This is a genomic window from Micromonospora sp. MH33 (assembly GCF_003013775.1).
GTDB classification, from domain to species: Bacteria; Actinomycetota; Actinomycetes; order Mycobacteriales; family Micromonosporaceae; genus Micromonospora; species Micromonospora fulviviridis.
The window spans coordinates 1-19,851 of sequence record NZ_MUYZ01000105.1; the positions used below are offsets into that span (position 1 = coordinate 1).

15 protein-coding genes and 2 pseudogenes are annotated in these 19,851 nt (G+C 72.4%); 11 read left to right on the plus strand and 6 right to left on the minus strand.

All coding sequences use genetic code 11. The features are described 5' to 3' along the window. The 6 genes from B0E53_RS17550 to B0E53_RS17575 all read right to left on the minus strand — a co-directional run. Positions 1-2,040: nitrate- and nitrite sensing domain-containing protein (locus B0E53_RS17550; RefSeq protein ID WP_107077061.1), on the minus strand; the 2,040-nt coding region annotated here is incomplete at its 3' end. A 65-nt stretch (positions 2,041-2,105) separates the two neighbouring features. Then, positions 2,106-3,125 carry a TAXI family TRAP transporter solute-binding subunit gene (locus B0E53_RS17555; RefSeq protein WP_107077062.1) on the minus strand — a complete coding sequence of 340 codons (1,020 nt, stop codon included), beginning with the start codon at positions 3,123-3,125 and terminating at the stop codon, positions 2,106-2,108. Continuing rightward, positions 3,122-5,272, minus strand: coding sequence for a TRAP transporter fused permease subunit (locus B0E53_RS17560; protein ID WP_107077063.1), 2,151 nt, complete (start codon positions 5,270-5,272; stop codon positions 3,122-3,124). Before B0E53_RS17560 ends, B0E53_RS17555 begins: the two co-directional genes overlap by 4 nt. A 424-nt stretch (positions 5,273-5,696) precedes the next feature. After that, entirely contained in the window at positions 5,697-6,524 is an 828-nt protein-coding gene (locus B0E53_RS17565) for an SDR family oxidoreductase (RefSeq protein WP_107077064.1), read from the minus strand. A gap of 336 nt (positions 6,525-6,860) precedes the next feature. After that, the gene (locus B0E53_RS17570; RefSeq protein ID WP_107077065.1) at positions 6,861-7,817 is read right to left on the minus strand and encodes a hypothetical protein; all 957 of its coding nucleotides are present in this window, start codon (positions 7,815-7,817) and stop codon (positions 6,861-6,863) included. Continuing rightward, positions 7,814-8,566, minus strand: a complete 753-nt coding sequence (locus B0E53_RS17575; protein WP_107077066.1) for a pentapeptide repeat-containing protein — start codon at positions 8,564-8,566, stop codon at positions 7,814-7,816. The genes B0E53_RS17570 and B0E53_RS17575 overlap by 4 nt, the downstream gene beginning before the upstream one ends. Before the next feature lie 872 nt (positions 8,567-9,438). Between B0E53_RS17575 and B0E53_RS17580 the strand changes: the two genes are divergently transcribed. The 11 genes and pseudogenes from B0E53_RS17580 to B0E53_RS17630 all read left to right on the plus strand — a co-directional run. Continuing rightward, a complete protein-coding gene (locus B0E53_RS17580; RefSeq protein WP_146167692.1) occupies positions 9,439-9,978 on the plus strand; it encodes a hypothetical protein in 540 nt (179 codons plus the stop codon). 122 nt (positions 9,979-10,100) lie between these two features. After that, positions 10,101-10,363, plus strand: a pseudogene (locus B0E53_RS39430) (ABC transporter); the annotation flags it as partial. Positions 10,364-10,375: 12 nt separating this feature from the next. After that, positions 10,376-10,539, plus strand: a pseudogene (locus B0E53_RS39435) (ABC transporter); the annotation flags it as partial. Positions 10,540-10,679: 140 nt separating this feature from the next. Continuing rightward, a complete protein-coding gene (locus B0E53_RS17595; RefSeq protein WP_107077071.1) occupies positions 10,680-11,696 on the plus strand; it encodes a YihY/virulence factor BrkB family protein in 1,017 nt (338 codons plus the stop codon). 241 nt (positions 11,697-11,937) lie between these two features. After that, entirely contained in the window at positions 11,938-13,116 is a 1,179-nt protein-coding gene (locus tag B0E53_RS17600; RefSeq protein WP_107077068.1) for an ROK family transcriptional regulator, read from the plus strand. 23 nt (positions 13,117-13,139) lie between these two features. After that, positions 13,140-14,708, plus strand: coding sequence for a sugar ABC transporter ATP-binding protein (locus B0E53_RS17605; protein WP_107077072.1), 1,569 nt, complete (start codon positions 13,140-13,142; stop codon positions 14,706-14,708). Then, positions 14,705-15,814, plus strand: coding sequence for an ABC transporter permease (locus B0E53_RS17610; RefSeq protein ID WP_210406106.1), 1,110 nt, complete (start codon positions 14,705-14,707; stop codon positions 15,812-15,814). Before B0E53_RS17605 ends, B0E53_RS17610 begins: the two co-directional genes overlap by 4 nt. 92 nt (positions 15,815-15,906) lie before the next feature. After that, a complete protein-coding gene (locus B0E53_RS17615; protein ID WP_107077069.1) occupies positions 15,907-16,950 on the plus strand; it encodes a substrate-binding domain-containing protein in 1,044 nt (347 codons plus the stop codon). A 22-nt stretch (positions 16,951-16,972) separates the two neighbouring features. After that, complete coding sequence (locus B0E53_RS17620) at positions 16,973-18,178, plus strand: Gfo/Idh/MocA family oxidoreductase (RefSeq protein WP_107077070.1); 1,206 nt, start codon at positions 16,973-16,975, stop codon at positions 18,176-18,178. Between the two features lie 258 nt (positions 18,179-18,436). Beyond that, complete coding sequence (locus tag B0E53_RS17625) at positions 18,437-19,585, plus strand: inositol-3-phosphate synthase (RefSeq protein ID WP_107077074.1); 1,149 nt, start codon at positions 18,437-18,439, stop codon at positions 19,583-19,585. Further along, positions 19,582-19,851: UbiA family prenyltransferase (locus B0E53_RS17630; RefSeq protein WP_168215356.1), on the plus strand; the 270-nt coding region annotated here is incomplete at its 3' end. The genes B0E53_RS17625 and B0E53_RS17630, both read left to right, overlap by 4 nt.

Consider the following 19,851-nt stretch of genomic DNA (forward strand, 5'->3'; position numbering starts at 1 on the left):
GGCTCCGGTGGCCGGCCGCCGTGACGCCGGGCCGGTGGCCTTCGGCCGGAACCAGGGGGCGCCGCGGCCGGTCGCCGGGCGGGCATCGGCGGCCGGCCGCCGGGTCACCGACTCGACCCGGGTCAGCACCGCCTCGGGCACCTCCACCTGGGCGACCGTGCCGCTGGCGGTGTGGTGCAGCTGCACCCGGATGCCGTGCCGGGCGGCCAGGTGCGCCACCACGTGCAGGCCCATGCTGCCCGCCGCGGCGCTGGACAGCGTGGCCGGCGCGGCGAGCCGCTCGTTGATGGTGGCCAGCCGGGTCTCGCTGATGCCGATGCCCTGGTCGTGCACCCGCAGGGTGAGCCCGTCCACGGTGCGCCGCCCGTCCACCAGCACCCGGGCGTCCGGTGGGGAGTAGACGGTGGCGTTCTCCAGCAGCTCGGCCAGCAGGTGCACCAGGTTGCCGGCCGCCGCGCCGTGCACGGCGGCCGTCGGCACGTCGATCTCCACCCGCGGGTAGTCCTCGATCTCGGAGGCGGCCGCCCGGACCACGTCGTCGAGGAGCAGTGCGCCCTCGTGCCCCCGGCCGGGCTCGCCGCCGGCGAGGACCAGCAGGTTCTCCCCGTTGCGGCGCAGCCGGGCGGCGAGGTGGTCCAGGGCGAAGAGCCGGGCCAGCGCGTCCGGGTCGGTCTCCTCGCGTTCGAACTCGTCGAGCAGGCGGAGCTGGCGGGTGATCAGCGTACGAATGCGCCGGGCCAGCGCCTCGGCCATCCGGGTCACGTCCAGCCGCAGCTCCGCCTGCTCGCCGGCGAGCCGCAGCGCGGCCTTGTTGACCGTGTCGAACGCCTCGGCCACCTGGGCCACCTCATCCCGGTCCCGGCGGATCCCGTCGGTCAGCCGGGTGGCCGTGCCGGCGACCGGCGCGCCCTCGCCCGCGGCGATCGCGGTGATCCGCTCCGGCAGCTCCCGGTTCGCCATGGTGAGCGCCGCGACCCGCAGCCGGCGCAGCCGCCGGCTGGTCCGGACCGCCAGCAGCACGGCGGTGAGCAGCGAGCCGAGCGCCACCGTGCTGGTCGCGCCGGCGGTGAGCACGGCCCGCTGCCGGGCGATCCGGGCCAGCGCGGCGGCGTCCCGGTCCAGCCCGTCGGAGAGTTCCCGGCCGAGCAGGTTGTAGCGGCGGATGGCGCCGCTCTGCGCCACGTACCAGGCGTCGCCGTCGGTCTTCAGCGACTCCGGCGCGCCGTCGGTGTCCAGCACGGCGTCGCGCATCCGCCGCGACGTCTCCACGTCGGCGCCGTCGACCAGCCGGTACCAGGCGGAGTTGGCCGGGCCGGCGGCGATCCGGAGGAACTCGGCCTGGCGCTGCTCCCGGGCGCCCCGGAGCCGGCCCAGCCGGGCCAGCTCGCCCCGGACCAGCGCGCCCCGGACGAACACCCCGCGCAGCAGGTCGCGTTCCAGTGCCGAGAGGTGCTCCTGGGCGGCCACCGCGGCCACCTCCCGCGCCTCGTTGGCCAGGTCGGCGTCGCGCAGCTGGGCGGGCAGCGCGTCGGCGACGGCGAGCAGCGACTCGACAAGCGTCCCGTACGCCGGGTCGCCGCGGTCCCCGCCGAGCGCCAGGTCCCGGGTGGGCGCGAGCTGGCCCAGCCGGCCGTCCGCGTCGTTGAGCACCGGGGTCAGGTCCGGGGCGGCCCGCCGGGCGTCGCCGCTGGCGGCGCGGTAGCGGGCGACCGCCGCGTCCACCCGGCGCCGCTGCGCGTCGACCAGCGGCCGGCCGGCGGTGCCGCCGCGCTGGCGCAGCGCCGCCGTCTCACCCAGTTCCCGTTCCAGCTCGTGCACCAGCCGCACGGTGGCGGTGGCGGTGCCGGCGAGCACGCGGGCCCGGTCGGCGTCGGCGGAGGCGTCGAGCGCGGCGTCGGTCTGGGCGGCGCCGAGCACCACCAGACCGACCGTGGCCACCAGGATGGGCGCGAGCAGTTGCACCCGCACCGAGCGGAGGTGCCCGGTGCGGTCCGCGGGCCGGTGGTGCCGGCGTACGCGGGCGGGGTGGGGCAGCGGCACGGGGGTCTCCCGGTCGATGTCGGGGGGCCGGGCCCGGACGGTCGTTCCGGGCCCGGCTCGTCGGGTCAGCTCGCGCCGAGGTCCTTGAGCGCCCGGTCCGCCCCGCGGTGCAGCCCCACCGGGTCGGTCTTGCGGGCGTTGGCCAGGTCGATGCCCTTGGCGGCCGGGTTGGCCTGGGCGAGCGTGTCCTTCTTCTCGAAGACCGTCTTCGTGATCACGCAGGCCACGTCGGCGTCGAGGTTGTCCCGGACCAGCAGCACGTTCGGCACCACGATGGTGGGCACGTCGGCGCCGGTCCGGTAGCTGTCCTTGCCGATGGTGCCGGCCTGGTACGCCGGGTTCAGCTCGGCCATCTTCGGCAGCAGCGGGCTGATGTCGATGAACTTCACCTTGTCACCGGCGGTGGTGAACAGGTCGGTCACCCCGCCGGTGGGCACGCCGCCGGACCAGAAGAAGCCGTCGATGCTGCCGTCCTTCATCCCGTCGACGGTCTTGGTCAGGTCGAGTCGCTGCGCCTGGATGTCCTTGGCCGGGTCCAGCCCGGCGGCGGTGAGCAGCCGGTTGGCGATGACCTCGGTGCCGGACTTGGGCGACCCCGTGGAGATCTTCTTCCCCTTCATGCCGGCGACCGAGGTGATCCCGGAGTCGGCCCGCACGACCACCTGGGTGTAGTTGTCGTAGATCCGGGCCAGCGCCTTGACCGGCTGCGGGGAGCTGAAGCTGCCCTTGCCCTGCACGGCGTTGACCGCCGTGTCGAAGAGGGAGAACGCCACGTCGTACTGGCCGGCCACGAGCTGCTCGACGTTCTGCACGGACGCGCCGGTCTCGGCGGCCGTGCCGGTGAGCTTGCCTCCGGTGGTCGCGGAGAGCTGGCCGGCCAGCGCGTTGCCGACCACGTAGTAGACCCCGGTGGCGTTGCCGGTGGCGATGCCGACCCGGGTGTCCTTGGTGACCTTGCAGGTGATCTCGCGGGCGGCGTCGTCTTTCGCCGCGCCGTCCTGACGGCCCCCGCATCCGGCGGCGCCGGCCGCGACCAGGGCCAGCGCCCCGACGCCCGCGGCGATCCGCACGTCGATCCGGCTCACTTTTTCTCCTCCCGGTGGTCCACCAATTCAGGGACCGACGGGCCGCCGGCGCGGCCGGCGGATCCACGTCGGACGAGCACGCCCGCGACGGCCAGCGCGGCGAGCACCGCGCCGACCGCGACGGGCAGGGGTTCCAGCCAGAGCAGCACCAGCCCGGCGACCGCGCCGAGGATCCGCTCCGGCGGGCCGGCCGGACCGACGCCGGGCAGCCAGCCGCCGGCCGCCACGGCCAGCACGGTGACACCGAGCGCGGAGACCACACCGGCCACCGCGATCCGGCCCACCCCGCCGATGCCGAGCAGGCCGAGGCCGGTCGGCGTGATCACGAAGGCGATCGGGATGAGGTAGGCGGGCAGCGCGTACCGCAGGGTCTGCCACATGGTCGGCACCAGCCGGCCGCCGGTGACCGCGGCGGCGGCCACCGCGGCCAGCGCGGTCGGCGGGGAGACCTCGGACAGCACCGCGAAGTAGAAGACGAACATCGCCGCGGCGGGGGCGGCGACGCCGAGGTGCAGCAGCGCCGGACCGATGATCACCCAGCCGATCACGAAGGACGCGGTCACCGGCACGGCCAGCCCGAGCAGGCTGAGCGCGACGGCGGCGAGCAGCGCGGTGAGGGCGAGCACCACGGCCGGCTCGGAGCTGACCGCCTGCGCCCCGCCGACCAGCAGCGCGGCGGCCTGCGGGCCGAGGCCGGTCTTGGTGGTGGTGGCCGTGATGATGCCGGCCGCGGCGCAGACCGCGCTCACCGCGAGCACCCCGCGTACGCCGCCGCTGAGCGCCTCGACCAGCCGGGCGGGGGTGAGCCGGTGCCGGCGGTCCAGGAAGGAGAGCGCGGCGGCCAGGACGGTGGCGATCACCACGGCCCGGGTCGCCGAGGCGCCGGTCGCGAGCACCACGATGATCACGATGAGCGAGAGGAAGTGGTAGCCGAAGCGGACCAGGAGGCGCCCGGCCGAGCCGGCGTCGATGACCACCGGGCGGACCCCGGAGCGCCGGGCGTCGATCTCGACGGAGAGCAGGATGCCCAGGTAGTAGAGGATCGTCGGCACGGTCGCCCAGCCGAGCACCTGGAGGTACGACACGCCCAGGTACTCGGCGATGATGAAGGCCGCGGCGCCCAGCGTGGGCGGGGAGAGGATCGCGCCGACGCCCGCGGCGGCCAGCATGCCGCCGGCCCGTTCGGCCGGGTAGCCGGCGCGGCGCAGGATCGGCCAGGTCACCGCCCCGATGCTGACCGTGGTGGCCGCGCCGGAGCCGGAGACCGTGCCGAGCAGGAAGCCGGAGGCGACGGCGGTCCGCCCGGCGGCGGTGCGGGAGCGGCGGAAGGCGGCGGCGGAGAGCTCGACGAAGAACCGGCCCGCCCCGGAGAGGTCCAGCACCGCGCCGTAGATGGTGAACAGCACGATGTACGAGGCGGCCACGTCCAGCGGGGTGCCGTAGAAGCCGCTGTCGGAGTTGTAGAAGGCGTCGACCAGCTGTGCGAAGTCGAGCCCGGCGTGGGCCACCGGCCAGGCCTGCGGCAGCAGCCCGCCGTAGTAGCCGTAGGCCAGGAAGAGCAGGCAGACGGCGGGGAGGATCCAGCCTGTGGTGCGCCGGCACGCCTCCAGCAGCAGGAGCAGCAGCACGGTGCCCAGCGCCACGTCCAGCGGCTCCAGCAGGCCCTGCCGGTCGAGGAACGCGTCGTAGCCGCCGCCGCCCGTGCCGAGGGTCACCGGCAGCACGGGGTAGAGGCAGGCCAGCAGCGCGGTGAGCGCGAGCAGCCAGTCGGCCGGGCTGGGGCCCCGCCGCTCCGCCGGCCCGTCGTCCGCCGGCCGCTCCGCCGGCCGCCGGGGCAGCCGCACCCCTGACGGGTACGCCAGGAAAACCATCGGCAGCACGCCGGCGAGGAAAAAGATGAGGTAGTACTTGCTGCCCTGCGGAAGCGGGAAGAACACCTGCCAAAGGGCGAGCAGGGCGACCGCGACCGTGCCGCCGGTGAACAGCAGCCCGACCGGTCCGGACAGCACCCGTCCCGGTTTCTCGTCCTCGAACCGGGCCGCCAGTTCCCGGGTGTCGTGGTGCGCCTCGACCGGTCCGTCGTCGGCCCAGGCCGGGTCGGCGGTGGCACCCTCGTCCGGCGGGAGCGGCACCGCGGCGGTGTCCACGTCGGACGGGGTGGTACGCGCCGCGGCGGAGCGGGGCGGCGGGGGAGTCGCGTCGGAGGGGCGAACGGGCGGCACGAGGGGGCACGATACGCGAATCGTCTACATCATGGGAACATTGCCCGACATGATTGCATTGAGTGACCGGAATGAAGGGTCAATCACTCATCGCACGTCGATTCCGAGCAGCTTTCACAATTGTCGCGGGAAAGCCGCAGGAATGTTCCAGCGGCCGATCTGGACGGCGGGCGATCCGTCCACTATGGGGAGTTCGCCCGCGATCACCCTGAGTAGCGCGGTCACACCCGGCGCCGCGAGGAACGCGACAAGCAGGGCGACGGGTTCGCCAGGTCGTGGTCGTCCCGGCGAGGGCTCGTCGCCTCCCTCGGGGCGCGGTAAGCCAGCGAAGGGCGCCTCGCGCACCTGCTCACCTGACGGTGTGATGGCCGGCCTTGATTACCTGGTCATACTCACTGCGCCGGGCGTCGTAGGCGGGCTCCAGGAACGCCTCCGAGTCCGGTCCTACCGGCAGCCGCAGCGGCGGCGAGTCCATCTGACCGAGCCGCCAGACCACGTCGGCGAAGAGCTCGGGGGAGTTGATCTCCGCTTTGGTGTTCATCCCGTGCAGCGCGCCAAGCATGCCGTCGCTGACCGGCGTGTAGTCCGCGATACGGTGCTCCGGCATCAGCAAGTTGGCGCTGTAATCGGTGGCGAAGCCGCCCGGCTGCAGGATGGTCACCTTGACCCCGAGGTGGCCGGCCTCGGCGGCCAGCGACTCGGCCGCCCCCTCCACCGCGAACTTGCTCGCGGTGTACGCGGCGAGCCCCGGGAAGGGAACCACGCCGGAGACCGAGCTGACGAAGACGGCATGCCCGCGGCGCTGCGCCCGCCACAGCGGCAGCACGGTGCGGGTGAGCCGCCACGGCCCGAAAACGTTGGTGGCGAACTGCGCGGCGAGCTCCGCGTCGGAGACCTCCTCGAAGGTGCCGAACTGGCCGTAGGCCGCGTTGTTGACCAGTACGTCGACGCCGCCGAAGGCGTCCACCGCCCGCTCGACCGCTGCTGCGCACTGCTCCGGATCCCGTACGTCCAGGGCGGCGGCCACCACGTTGTTCGGATACTGGGCGACCAACCCGTCCAGGGTCTCCGGCCGCCGGGCGGTCGCCACCACCTGGTCGCCCTCGGCGGCGAGCCGGGCCGCGAGAGCCTGACCGAGTCCGCTCGAACACCCCGTGACCAACCAACGCTTTGTCATCGTCCTCAGCCCGCCCTATCCACTGGGTTATACGGCGATTGCAGAGTGTCAGAGGTGGTGCAGGAGGTGAAGGTGCATCGACCATCGCCAAACTGATTCGTCGGGTATCCGGCATGAGGCCGGCCCACCGTGGTGGCGGGCCGGGCGGGTGTTGTGAGCCCTACCCAGCGTGCCGGGCGGCCGGCAGGCAGACCGGCAGCCCGGCACCGACGAGCGGATCCGAGACGAACGGCCCGGGTTCCGGCCGAACAACTCCTCCCGGTCCGGGCGGCCGTTCCAGTGGGGGACGAGGGCGTGGACGATGTCGGCGGTGCGCTCGGCGGTCGCGGCGCGTGCTCACATGTCTTCTGGATCCACCAGTTCGTCGTCGGGCGGGGCAGGTGCGAAACCCGCGAGCTTCGGGGTCTCATCCTGCGTGAAGACGCCGATGCCGAGGATCATGAAGAACGGGGCCGTGTCCTTCGTCGTCGTCTTGGGAAGAGCCCGCCACGGAGAGCCGGTGTCGACGAAGACACCAGATGCCACGCGCAGGTTTTCGTCGATGAACGTGCGCTGCAAGGGCATGAAGAACACCCACGCCCCATGTCCGAGCCGTGCGTCGGCGAACTTCTCGCCCGGCAGCAAATCGGTTCGATCGACGATGGTTGCGAAGGTCATCAGCTCCGCGGTCTGCCGTTCGACGACGTAATTCGGCACTGGTGGAAGTGCCCACACCTCGAACCCGGCGGGCACGGCGAACAGCTCCCGCCCGTTCTCGATGTGCGAACTGGCGGCGGACCTGGACTTGCGTGCGTGCCACACGGTGGTGTCCGGAGGGTTCAGGACTGACACATACTTGTTGTCGACAGACGACTCGTCCGGAAAGGTCACCGACGGCTGGAAGCCCTCGGGATACGCGACCAGCAGCCGGACCGAGGAACCCTCGCCACCGCCGATGGTGATCCGGCTGTCACCGCGGTTTTCCAGCGCGAACTTGAACTTCTTGACCGCTTGGTCGCGCGGCCCTGTCCAGCAACCGCACGATCGCAGGTCCGACACGACGATCGGCAGGTCGCTGAGCGCGGTGCGGTCCACCCGGAACTGCAGGGGCAACGGCTTCGAGTCGGCCCCGTCCGGCACGACAATCACCCCGACGAGCAGTGCCAGCGCGACCAGCCCGGCGAGGAGATCGTAGACACCGAGACGGCCGACGCGGTCCCACAGCCTGCGCCACGTGGATGCGGGTGTGGGCGGCTTGGCGGGCATGCCGACCTTCCACTGCTTCCGCCGCTTCTGCTGCCGGCGCGCGTTCACCGGCGCTGCCCGTCCGCCGTGATTTGGCGGGTCTGGTTCGGCTCGCACGAGTAGATGAGCTCGCCGGTCGTGCTCTCCACTGGTCCGGCCAGCCGCTCCAGGTTGATGGTGGATGGCACCTTCGTCTCGGCGTCGAAGAACACCCAGCGCCAGCTCTTCACCTCGTCCAGGTGCAGGGCACGCTCCAGGTCGGCACCGCGGATGTCGACCGCGCACAGGTCGGTCCCCGCAAAGTTGACGTCCACGAACCGCGAGCCGCGGAAGTCGCTTTCCCGCAGGCGGGCGCCGCCGAAGTCGACATCCTCGACGGTGGACCGGACGATTCGGGAGTGCGACAGGTCTTGGCCGCGGTGCGCGGCGTGGGTCAGCGACCCCGACTCGACTGACAGCGGTGTGCTCTGCGGCGGTGTCGAAGAGGCGGACGTTTGCTGGGTGCGCGCCGCCCGGAACACCGTGGGCACAACGGTCGCGCTCATCACTACCGCCGCCGCGGTGAGCACCACGGCGGCGGCGCGGATCCATACGTTGCGCATGCGGGTGATCAGGAGGAGCCGGGCGAGGCCGAGCCCGACCGCGAGCCCAATTACGTGTAGGTAGGTTCCGAGATCCAGCAACGAAAGCAGCGCCGCGTTGTCGGCGAATGCGGCGATGGTCCCGATCGTGACAACGCCGACGACCACGAACCCCATCAACGCTTCCACCACCCACTGCAGCGCCGACTTGCGACGGCGGCTGTTCCGACGCGCCATCGTCTCTCCTCACCAACCGACTTCGTCGTCGACGCCGTGATCGCTCCGCGCAGGTGCTTCTGGGTTACCCCGCTCGGCCGACCGGGTCTTGAGAGAGTGCGGTTCGGCCGTCGATCCTCCGCTCGGTCGTGGTGCAGGGGATGCTCCCAGGGAGCGCCTGTTCGCGACACCGACGACGATACCGTCACGGGGTCCCGGGTAAGGCCGCCCAATCGGCCACGGTTGACAGCCCTCGCTCCCGGATCGCGATGAGCAGGACCTGCATCTTCACCTGGTCGCGCCACACGTCCGCGATGTCCTCGTGGAGGTGGCGCGGGCCTTGAGCCGGTCGATCCGCGCCAGCGTCTGCTCGTAGGTGCGCTCGCGACGATGGCGAACACGCTGCCCGGGTCGCGGCGCTTCTCCCCCTGCGGGAGATCCTCCTCGAGGAGCACGACCACGAGTTCGTCGATGAGCGGACCCGCGGTTTCGACGCTGAGGTTGCCCTGGCGAAGATCCTCGCGGTCCCGCTGGTACTGCGCCAAGCACGTCCTCATACGGGGCGACGCAGCTGGCCGCGATCGGTGTGCTCATTCTGGTGCTGGGCCTGCGCCTGCGACACGCCGTCCGGGGTCGTCCCAAAGGACGATATACCCATGACGCAGGTGCCGTTACGCTCTGTGTTGGGTGGCTCATCCAGCCCGGTTCAGCCAAACGCCGCCGGCGATACTCCGGGTGACCGGCGCGCGCGAGATCCATCGTCGTACGCGCCCCTCAAGTCCCACGACACCACACAGGGGTTCTGCCGCCACCCATCGACGACGAGAGGCTGTGCGCCGCCCCGCGCCGCCGGCAGGCGACACCCCATCCGACCATCGCATGAGGAGTTCGCGATGAGGAGAAAAGCCATCTCGATCGCCGGCGGTGCCGCGCTCCTGCTGGGTCCCCCTGTGGTCGCCCAGCCCGCGTCGGCGTCCACGCTCATCTCGGTGAGCTGCACTGGCACCAACGTCATCAACTACAGTCCGGGGCTCACCAACACGCCCCAGACGGTGACGATCATCGGGCAGGACACAGCCGTAGCGTGCGTGGACCTCGCTCGACCACTCACCCCGCTGTCGTTCATCGCGCCGTTCTCGGGAACGTTCACCACGTCCTGCACGGCGCTGCTCGCCGGCGGAACCGGCGCCCAGACGTTCCAGTGGAACACCGGCGAGACCAGCAACTGGAACTGGACGCTCCGGTTCTCCAACACCGCCAACGGGCAACTGGTCGCCATCGCCGACGGACCCGTCACATCGGGCTTGTACGCCGGTGCGCAGGTGAGGCAGGTCATCACCGAGACCACCGGAGACCAGACGGCCTGCTTCACGCCAGAAGGCATGACCCAGAACGGCGGTCCGTCCAACTGGGTGATCACGAACCTGCTGTAGGGACGACCGCACCCCGCCCCCGCCACCCAGCAGAACAATCCGCCGGCAGGCTGTCACCTGCAGGCGGATTGTAGGCGCGTCAGAAGACGATGATCGGGCCGGCGCCGGCGAGCCCGGGCGTCAGCTTCCTGGCGCTGCTGTTCCGCTTCGCGATCATCCCGATGACCCTCCTCGCCCGAGGTTCTTCCCGTCGAGTCGCTGCCGCCGCGGGCTGCGCCGTTCGCCTACGCGACCCCGCTCTGGCACAGGGTGGACCCGTGCCGCGCCGCCCCGCTCGGCGTCGCTCCGCAGTGGTCGGTCACGGGTCACCTGCTCTACCTCGCGGCCTGGGCAGGCCCCGGTTCGGTGGCTGGCCCGGCGCGTGTTCCGGCGTCAGCTCGTCGTTCAGGAAGGGTTCGTGGTCGCTCTCGTCCTGCCCCGGCTGGTCAACCGGGGGCCCGCCGCTCGGCCTCGGTCGCCGAGCGCAACCTCAGCGCCCTACGCAGTGCGTACTCCCTGGCGCTGATCTTCAGCTTCCTGGAGCCCGTGCTCTACCTCTTCTCGATCGGCGTCGGCGTCGGCACGCCTACCTGGTGGCGCTGACCGTCGGGATGCTCGCGGTCGCCTCGCGACGGATGAGCAGGTTGTTGTACAAGTAGGTGGTTAACCGGCCCTCCCGTCGGGGCATGTCGTGGGACGACACCGACGACGAGGGAGGGGCGATGGCCGCCGACGAGTCTTCCGCCCGGCACGGGCGCGACCGGACCGGGCCGGTCGGCCCGGACGAGGGGCCGGACAGCCCCACCGGCCTGCCGGGCACGGGCTGGGTGGCGACGCTCAAGCGCACGGTCCGCGAGTTCCAGGACGACAGCCTGACCGACTGGGCCGCCGCGCTCACCTACTACGGGGTGCTGTCGATCTTTCCCGGGATGCTGGTGCTGATCTCCGTGCTCGGCCTGCTCGGGGACCGGGCCACCCAGGGGGTCAAGGACACCGTGGACCAGGCGGTGCCGGAGGAGAGCATCCAGAAGATCATCGAGAGCGCCATCGACCAGGCCGGCGCCTCGGGTGGGCTGGCCAGTTTCGCGGCGATCATCGGTCTGCTGGCCGCGTTCTGGTCCGCCTCGGGCTACGTGGCCGCCTTCATGCGCGCCTCCAACAGCATCTACGACGTGCCCGAGGGTCGGCCGATCTGGAAGACGCTGCCGATCCGGCTCGGCGTGACCGCGGTGATCGGCGTGATGCTGCTGGCCAGCGCGGTGATCGTGGTCTTCACCGGTGGTCTGGCCGAGCAGGCGGGCAACGCCATCGGCCTGGGCTCGACCGCCGTCACGGTGTGGAACATCGCCAAGTGGCCGGTGCTGCTGGTGCTGGTCAGCCTGATGTTCGCGATCCTCTACTGGGCCTCGCCGAACGCCCGGCACGGCGGCTTCCGCTGGGTCAGCCCCGGCGGGATCCTGGCCGTGGTGATCTGGCTGGTCATCTCGGGCCTGTTCGCCCTCTACGTCGGCAACTTCGCCTCGTACAACAAGACCTACGGCGCGCTGGCCGGTGTGATCATCTTCCTGGTCTGGCTCTGGCTGAGCAACATCGCCATCCTGCTCGGTGCGGAGTTCGACGCCGAACTGGAGCGCAGCCGGGCCATCGCGGCCGGGCACCCGGCCGACGAGGAGCCGTACGTCGAGCTGCGCGACGACCGCAAGCTGAAGAAGAAGCGCAACGCGGCCACCCGCCGCTGACCGCCTCGTTCCACCCCGCCGCCCCCGCCGGACCGTCCCTGGCGGGGGCGGCCGCGTGTTCCCGGACGCTCAACTCGGCGAAGTTTCCATGATCCAATACTTGCTTTTGCTCAGATGGACAAAAGTTTGGCCCGGATGTGCCGAAGCTATGGACACGTGACCCGGAAGGCTCCTACTGTGTCGGACACGACACATCGCCGTTGCGTCGATGTGAACGACTCCGATGCGGAGGTGAGTCCCGGTGCGGACGGTCGACCCCCTGCACGTCCAGCTCCTGCGAACGCTCCGGGACGAGGGGGCGGTCTCCCGGGCCGAGCTCGGCGACCGGCTCCAGATGCCCCGCCCCCGCCTCCTCGCCGAGCTGGAACGCCTGGTCAACCTCGGTTACGTGGCCGAGGCCGGGCTGGCCGCCTCCCGGGGCGGGCGCCGCTCCACCCTGGTCGAGCTGAGCCCGCACCTGCGCTTCGCCGCCGTCGACCTGGGCGCCAGCTCGATCGACGTCGAGGTGGTGAACGGCCGGCTGGAGCCGGTGGCCGCCTACACCGAACCCGCCGACATCCGCTCCGGCCCGAAGGTGACCCTCCAGCGGGTCAACGAGCTGCTGCACAAGGCCAGGGTGGACGGCGCGTACGAGCGGCTCGACGCGATCGGCATCGGCGTTCCCGGCCCGGTGAGCTTCCGGGACGGCGTGCCCGTCTCCCCGCCGATCATGCCGGGCTGGGACCGCTTCCCGGTCCGTGAACTGCTCACCCGCGAGCACGGCTGCCCGGCGGTGGTCGACAACGACGTCAACATCATGGCGATCGGCGAGCGGCACGGCGGCGTCGCCCACTCGGTGGACGACTTCCTGTACATCAAGATCGGCACCGGCATCGGCTGCGGCATCTACCTCAACGGCGAGGTCTACCGGGGCACGGACGGGTGCGCCGGCGACATCGGCCACATCCAGGTCGACCCGAACGGTCCGATGTGCTCCTGCGGCAACCTCGGCTGCCTGGAGGCGGTGTTCAGCGGGGCCGCGCTGGCCCGGGCGGCCACCGCCGCGGCCCGCGCCGAGGTGTCGCCCGCGCTCTCCGATCGGCTCGCCGCCCGGGGCACGGTGACCGCGCTGGACGTGGCCCAGGGCGCGGTCGAGGGGGACGTCACCTGCATCCAGCTCATCCGCGACGGCGGCCGGCGGGTCGGCAGCGTGCTGGCCGGCCTGGTCAGCTTCACCAACCCGTCGATGATCGTGATCGGCGGCGGGCTCGCCCAGCTCGGCCACATCCTGCTCGCCGAGATCCGCAGCGTGGTCTACCGCCGGTCGCTGCCGCTGGCCACCGGCAACCTGCCGGTTGTCCTGTCCGAGCTGGGCCCGCGCGCCGGCGTCGCCGGTGCCGCCGTGCTCGCCAGCGACCTCGCCTTCGGGGAAGCAGCATGAGCGCGGGAAACGATGGCGAGGAGATCGAGGTGACGAACGAACCGCTGGTCGAGGCGCCCGCCGACACCGTCGCGGGCGAGGTGGTGCTGCGCCTCACCGACGTGGTCAAGACCTTCCCCGGCGTACGCGCGCTGGACGGCGTGCAGCTGGAGGTGCGAGCCGGCGAGGTGCACTGCCTGCTCGGGCAGAACGGCGCCGGCAAGTCCACCCTGATCAAGGTGCTGGCCGGGGTGCACCGGCCGGACTCCGGCGAGGTGGTGTGGCGCGGCGAGCCCGCCGCCTTCGCCAACCCGCAGGCGGCCATGCGGGCCGGGATCGCCACCATCTACCAGGAGCTCGACCTGGTCGAGGACCTGTCGGTGGCGGAGAACGCCTTCCTCGGCCACGAGCCGCGCCGCCTCGGCTTCGTCCGGCGCGGGCACATGGCCCGGCGGACCCGGCAGATCCTGGCCCGGCTCGGCCACCCGGAGATCCCGCCCGGGCGGCTGGTCCGGCACCTGCCGGCCGCCGGCAAGCAGATCGTCAGCATGGCCCGGGCGCTCTCCCACGAGGCCAGGCTCATCATCATGGACGAACCGAGCGCGGTACTCGCCCACGACGAGGTGGGCAACCTGTTCCGGATCATCCGGGAACTCACCGCGCAGGGCATCGCGGTCATCTACATCTCGCACCGGCTGGAGGAGATCCGCGAGATCGGCGACCGGGTCACCGTGCTCAAGGACGGCCGGACCACCGCGGCCAACCTGCCGGCCCGCGACACCCCGACCCGCGACCTGGTCTCCCGCATGACCGGCCGGACCATCGAGTACGTCTTCCCGGACCGCCCCGCCGACGACACCGCCGGCGCGGAGTTGCTGCGGGTGGAGGGTCTGACCCGGCACGGCGAGTTCGCCGACGTCTCGCTCGGCGTACGGGCCGGGGAGATCGTCGGCATCGCCGGCCTGGTCGGCTCCGGCCGCTCCGAGCTGCTGGAGACGATCTACGGGGCCCGCCGGGCGCAGGCCGGCACGGTCCGGATGGGTGGGCGGACGCTGCGCCCGGGCAGCGTCGGCGCGGCGGTTCGGGCCGGCATGGGGATGGCCCCCGAGGAGCGCAAGAGCCAGGCGCTGCTGCTCGGCGAACCGATCTACCGCAACGTCACGCTGGCCACCTTCGGCCGGTACGCCCGCCTCGGCTTCACCGACGCCGGGCGGGAGCGGGCCGCGGCGGACCGGATCGCCGCCTCGCTGGAGCTGCGCCCCCGGGACGTCCGCCGGCCGGTGCGCACCCTCTCCGGCGGCAACCAGCAGAAGGTGGTGGTCGGCCGCTGGCTGCTCGGGGACACCCGGCTGCTGCTGCTCGACGAACCGACCCGGGGCGTGGACGTGGGCGCCCGGGCCGAGCTCTACCAGGTGATCCGGGAACTCGCCGCGCGGGGCGTCGGGGTGCTGCTGGTCTCCAGCGAGGTGCCCGAGGTGCTCGGCCTGGCCGACCGGGTGCTGGTGATGCGGGAGGGCCGGGTGGTCCGCGAGGCCCCGGCCGGCGAACTCGACGAGAACACCGTGCTCGACCTCGTCATGGCGGGGTCCCTCATGGAAGGCGCGCCAGCATGAGCGACATGACACCCACCGCGGCGCCGGAGCGGACGGCCGCGCTGCCGGCCCAGTCGCCGCCCGTCGACCCGGCCGAGACCGCGAAGGCCGACGCGGCCGTCCGGCTGTCCTGGTGGCGCGGCGACGGCGGGGAGGGCGCCAAGCGCAACCTCGGCCTGCTGGCGACCCTGGTGGTGCTCGTGGTCATCGGCATCCTGACCCGGCCCGACCTCTACGGCGACGCGAGCTGGGTGTGGGGCAATACGCTCACCATCCTCAAGCTCGCCTCGGTGGTCGGGGTGGTCACGGTCGGGATGACCTTCGTGATCATCGGCGGCGGCATCGACCTCTCGGTCGGCGCGATCGTCGCGCTCGCCGGGGTCTGGTGCACCACGGTCGCCACCCAGAGCTACGGCGCCGGCGGCATGATCTTCAGCGCGCTCACCGTCGGGCTGGCCGTCGGCGTGGTCAACGGGCTGCTCATCTCGTACGGGCGGCTGGTGCCGTTCATCGCCACGCTGGCCATGATGGTCGCCGCCCGCGGCCTGGCCGCCGAGATCTCCGACAAGCAGACCCAGGTCTCCAACGACAGCTTCATCAACGGCATCGCCACCGTGAAGCTGCTCGGCATCCCGCTGCTGGTCTACATCCTCGCCGCGGTGGTGGCGGCCGGCTGGGTGCTGCTCAACCGGACCACCTTCGGCCGCCGGACGGTGGCCGTCGGCGGCAACCCCGAGGCGGCCCGGCTCGCCGGCATCAACGTCCGCCGGCACACCGTGCTGCTCTACGCGCTCTCCGGTCTCTGCTGCGGCGTCGCCGCGATCATGCTGACCGCGCAGGCCACCTCCGCCCAGGCGGCGATGGCCAACCTCTACGAGCTGGACGCGATCGCCGCCGCGATCATCGGCGGCACGCTGCTCAGCGGCGGGCGGGGAACCATCATCGGCTCCCTGCTCGGGGTGATCATCTTCTCCACGATCACCAACCTCTTCGCCATCAACGGCCTCTCCAGCGAGGCCCAGAACATGGTCAAGGGCGGCATCATCGTCGCGGCCGTCCTGGTCCAGCAGGTGCAGTTCCGCAGCCTCTCCCAGTTCCTCGCCCGCAACCGGGCCACCACCACCTGATCCCACCGCGACCGCCAGACCGCCGTCTCACCGACGGTGGTCCGGCCCGCCGCACCCGAAAACACCCCACCACCTCATTTCAGGAGGCCGTCATGACAAGTGACCTGTCGCGCCGCCGGCTGCTCTTCGGCGGGGCCGCGCTCTCCGCCGGAGTGCTGCTCGCCGGCTGCACCAGCAACGAGCAGACCCCGACCGAAGCCCAGACCAGGGCCGCGGCGACCGGCGCCAACAGCGAGCCGGGCAAGAAGGTGACCATCGGCTTCTCCGCACCCGCCGCCGACCACGGCTGGATCGCCGCCATCACCAACAACGCCAAGGCGCAGGCCGGCGCGTACTCCGACGTGGAGCTGAAGAGCGTGGAGGCCGGCGCGGACGCGGCGGCCCAGCGCGCGGCGCTGTCCACCCTGATCTCCCAGAAGCCCGACGTGATCGTGCTGCTGCCGCACGACGGCAAGGAGCTGAACGCGTTCGGCCTGGAGGCCATGAAGGCCGGCATCCCGGTGGTCAACCTGGACCGGGCCTTCCCCGACGCGCGGGCCTACCGGCTCCAGATCAAGGGCGACAACTACGGCATGGGCGTGGCCGCCGCCACCTACATCGCCGAGCAGCTCAAGGCCAAGGGCGTCAGCAACCCGGTCATCGGCGAGATCCCCGGCATCGACTCGCTGGAGCTGACCCAGGAACGCTCCAAGGGCTTCGCCGACACCCTGAACTCGTTCGGCCTCAAGGTGGCCAACCGCCGCCCGGCCGAGTTCACCGCCGACTCCGGCCAGCAGGCCGCCACCGGCCTCTTCCAGGCCCTGCCGAAGATCGACGCGATCTGGAACCACGACGACGACCAGGGCATCGGCGTCCTCGCCGCGGTCAACCAGGCCAACCGCAAGGAGTTCTTCATGGTCGGCGGCGCCGGCTCGAAGAAGGCCATGGAGGACATCGCCGCCGACAAGACGGTGCTGAAGGCCACCGTCACCTACAGCCCGTCGATGGCCTCCTCGGCCATCTCCCTGGCCCGCCTCATCGGCCAGGGCAAGGGCATGTCCGACCTGGTCGAACTCCAGGTACCGAAGGAGATCGTGCTCTCCTCCGAGACGATCACCAAGGAGAACGCGGGCAACTACCTGAAGCTCGGGTTCTGACACACACGGGGGGAGACCCACCTTGTCCACTCACGACAACCTCCTGCGGGTCGGCATGGTCGGCTACGCGTTCATGGGCGCCGCGCACTCCCAGGCGTGGCGCACCGTGAACCGCGTGTACGACCTGCCCGCGCGGGTGCGGATGGCGCTGGTCTGCGGCCGGGACGAGCCGAAGGTGGCCGAGGCCGCCGGCCGGCTCGGCTGGGAAGGGCACACCACGGACTGGCGGCGGCTCGTCGAGTCCGACGAGATCGACGTGGTCGACATCTGCACACCGGGGGACAGCCACTGCGAGATCGCCCTCGCCGCGCTGGCCGCGGGCAAGCACGTGCTGTGCGAGAAGCCCCTGGCCAACACGGTCGAGGAGGCCCGGGAGATGACGGCCGCCGCCGCCCGGGCCCGGGCCGCCGGGGTACGCGCCATGTGCGGCTTCAACTACCGGCGGGTGCCCGCGGTCGCCCTGATGCGGCGGCTCGTCGCCGACGGGCGGCTCGGCGAGATCCGGCACGTCCGGGCGGTCTACCTCCAGGACTGGATCGTGGACCCGCAGTTCCCGCTGGTCTGGCGGTTGCAGAAGGACAGGGCGGGCTCCGGCGCGCTCGGCGACATCGGCGCGCACATCATCGACCTGACCCAGTACGTGACCGGGCAACTGATCACCGGGGTCAGCGCGGTCACCGAGACGTTCGTCAAGGAACGGCCGCTGCCGGCCGGGTCGAGCGGCCTGGCCGCGCAGGCCGACGGCAACGGCCGGGCGACCGGCCGGGTCACCGTGGACGACGCGGCGGTCTTCGTGGCCCGGCTCGACGGCGGCGCGCTCGCCACCTACGAGGCGACCCGGTTCGCGACCGGCCGCAAGAACGCCCTGCGTGTCGAGATCAACGGCTCGCTGGGCAGCGTGGTGTTCGACCTGGAACGCCTCAACGAGCTGGAGTTCCTCGACGCCACCCGGCCCGCCGCCGAGCAGGGCTTCAGCCGGATCCTGGTGACCGAGCCGGAGCACCCGTACCTGTCGGCGTGGTGGCCGCCCGGCCACATCATCGGCTACGAGCACTCCTTCACCCACCAGATGCGCGACTTCGTCGAGGCGGTCGCCACCGGCGTCGACCCGGCGCCGTCGTTCGCCGACGCGTTGCAGGTCCAACTCGTGCTCGACGCCGTGACCCGCTCCGCCGCGCGAGCCGCCTGGACGGAGGTGGAGCCCGCGCTGGCCGAACTGGCCGCCTGACCCATCCGCCCCGCGGCGCCCCGCGCGCCGCCCGACACGGCTGTCCACGCGGCGCATCCGCGCCGCCCGAAGGGCTTTCCGGCGCCGGCCGGCGAGGGCCCGTCGCGGTTGCGCCCCGCGGCGGGGACGAGGCCGGCCCCGGGGAGCGTGCCGCCGGAACCCTCGGCCGGCACGAACCAGCACGGCCGTCCGGTGCGGCCGGACCGGGATTCCCCGGTCGCACCGGCGGACCGGCCCGACGACGGGGAGGCAAGAACGATGCGTACGGGTGTCTGGCTGGTGGGAGCGCGCGGCTCGGTCGCGACCACCAGCATCATCGGGGCGCTCGCCCTGCGGGCCGGGCTCACCGGCCCGACCGGCTGTGTCACCGAGCTGCCCGAGCTGCGCGGGCCCGCCCTGCCGTCCTTCGCCGACCTGGTGTTCGGCGGTCACGACGTGGTGGCCACCCCGCTGCCCAAACGCGCCGAGGCGCTCGCCGCCGCCGGGGTCCTGCCCGGCCGGCTGGTGGACGCCCTCGCCGGTGAGCTGGCCGAGGTGGAGGCGGCGCTGCGTCCCGCCCCGACCGGCGGCAGCCCGGCCGAACGGGCCGCCGCCGTGGCGCGCGACCTGTCCGAGTTCCGCCGCCGGCACGCGCTCGACCGGGTGGTGGTGGTCAACGTCTCCGCCACCGAACCGGCGCCCGAGCCGCACCCGGCCCACCACGACCTCGCCGCGCTGCGGGCGGCGCTGGCCGGCCCCGCCGAGGTGCTGCCGGCCAGCTCGGGGTACGCGTACGCGGCGTTCACGGCCGGCTGCCCGTACGTGGACTTCACCCCGTCCACCGGGGCCCGGCTGCCGGCCCTGGCGGCGCTCGCCGAGGAGCGCGGCCTGCCGTACGCCGGGCACGACGGCAAGACCGGGGAGACCCTGGTCAAGTCGGTGCTCGCGCCGATGTTCGCGATGCGGCACCTGGCCGTGCGCTCGTGGTCCGGGGTGAACCTGCTCGGCGGCGGCGACGGCGCCACGCTCGCCGAACCGGCCGCCAACGCGGCCAAGGTGGCCAGCAAGCAGCGGGTGCTCGGGGAGACCCTCGGCTACGTCCCGCAGGGCGACACCCGGATCGACCACGTGGCCGAGCTGGGCGACTTCAAGACGGCCTGGGACCTGATCACCTTCGCCGGCTTCCTGGGCACCGGCATGCGGCTGGAGTTCACCTGGCACGGCTGCGACTCGGCGCTCGCCGCGCCGCTGGTGCTCGACCTGGCCCGGCTCACCGCCGCCGCGCACGCCGCCGGCCGGACCGGACCGCTGACCGAGCTGGCCTTCTTCTTCAAGGACGGGATCGACGCGCCCACCCACGCGCTGGCCGAGCAGTGGACCCTGCTGCGCGACTTCGTCGCCGGCCTGCACGCCGGGGCTGCCCGATGACCCGCCTCGCCGACCTCGCCGAGCTGGTCCGGGCGCCGGCCGCGCTCTCCGTGCCGGGGGACGTGCTCTCCGGCGCGGCGGCGGCCGGCGCGCTGGGCCGGCGTACGCCCGCGCTGGCCGGGGCCTCGGTGCTGCTCTACTGGGCCGGGATGGCCGCCAACGACTGGGCGGACCGGCGGCTGGACGCCGTCGAGCGCCCCGAGCGGCCGATCCCCTCCGGTCGGATCCGCCCGGCCACCGCGTTCGGCGTCGCGGCCGGGCTGACC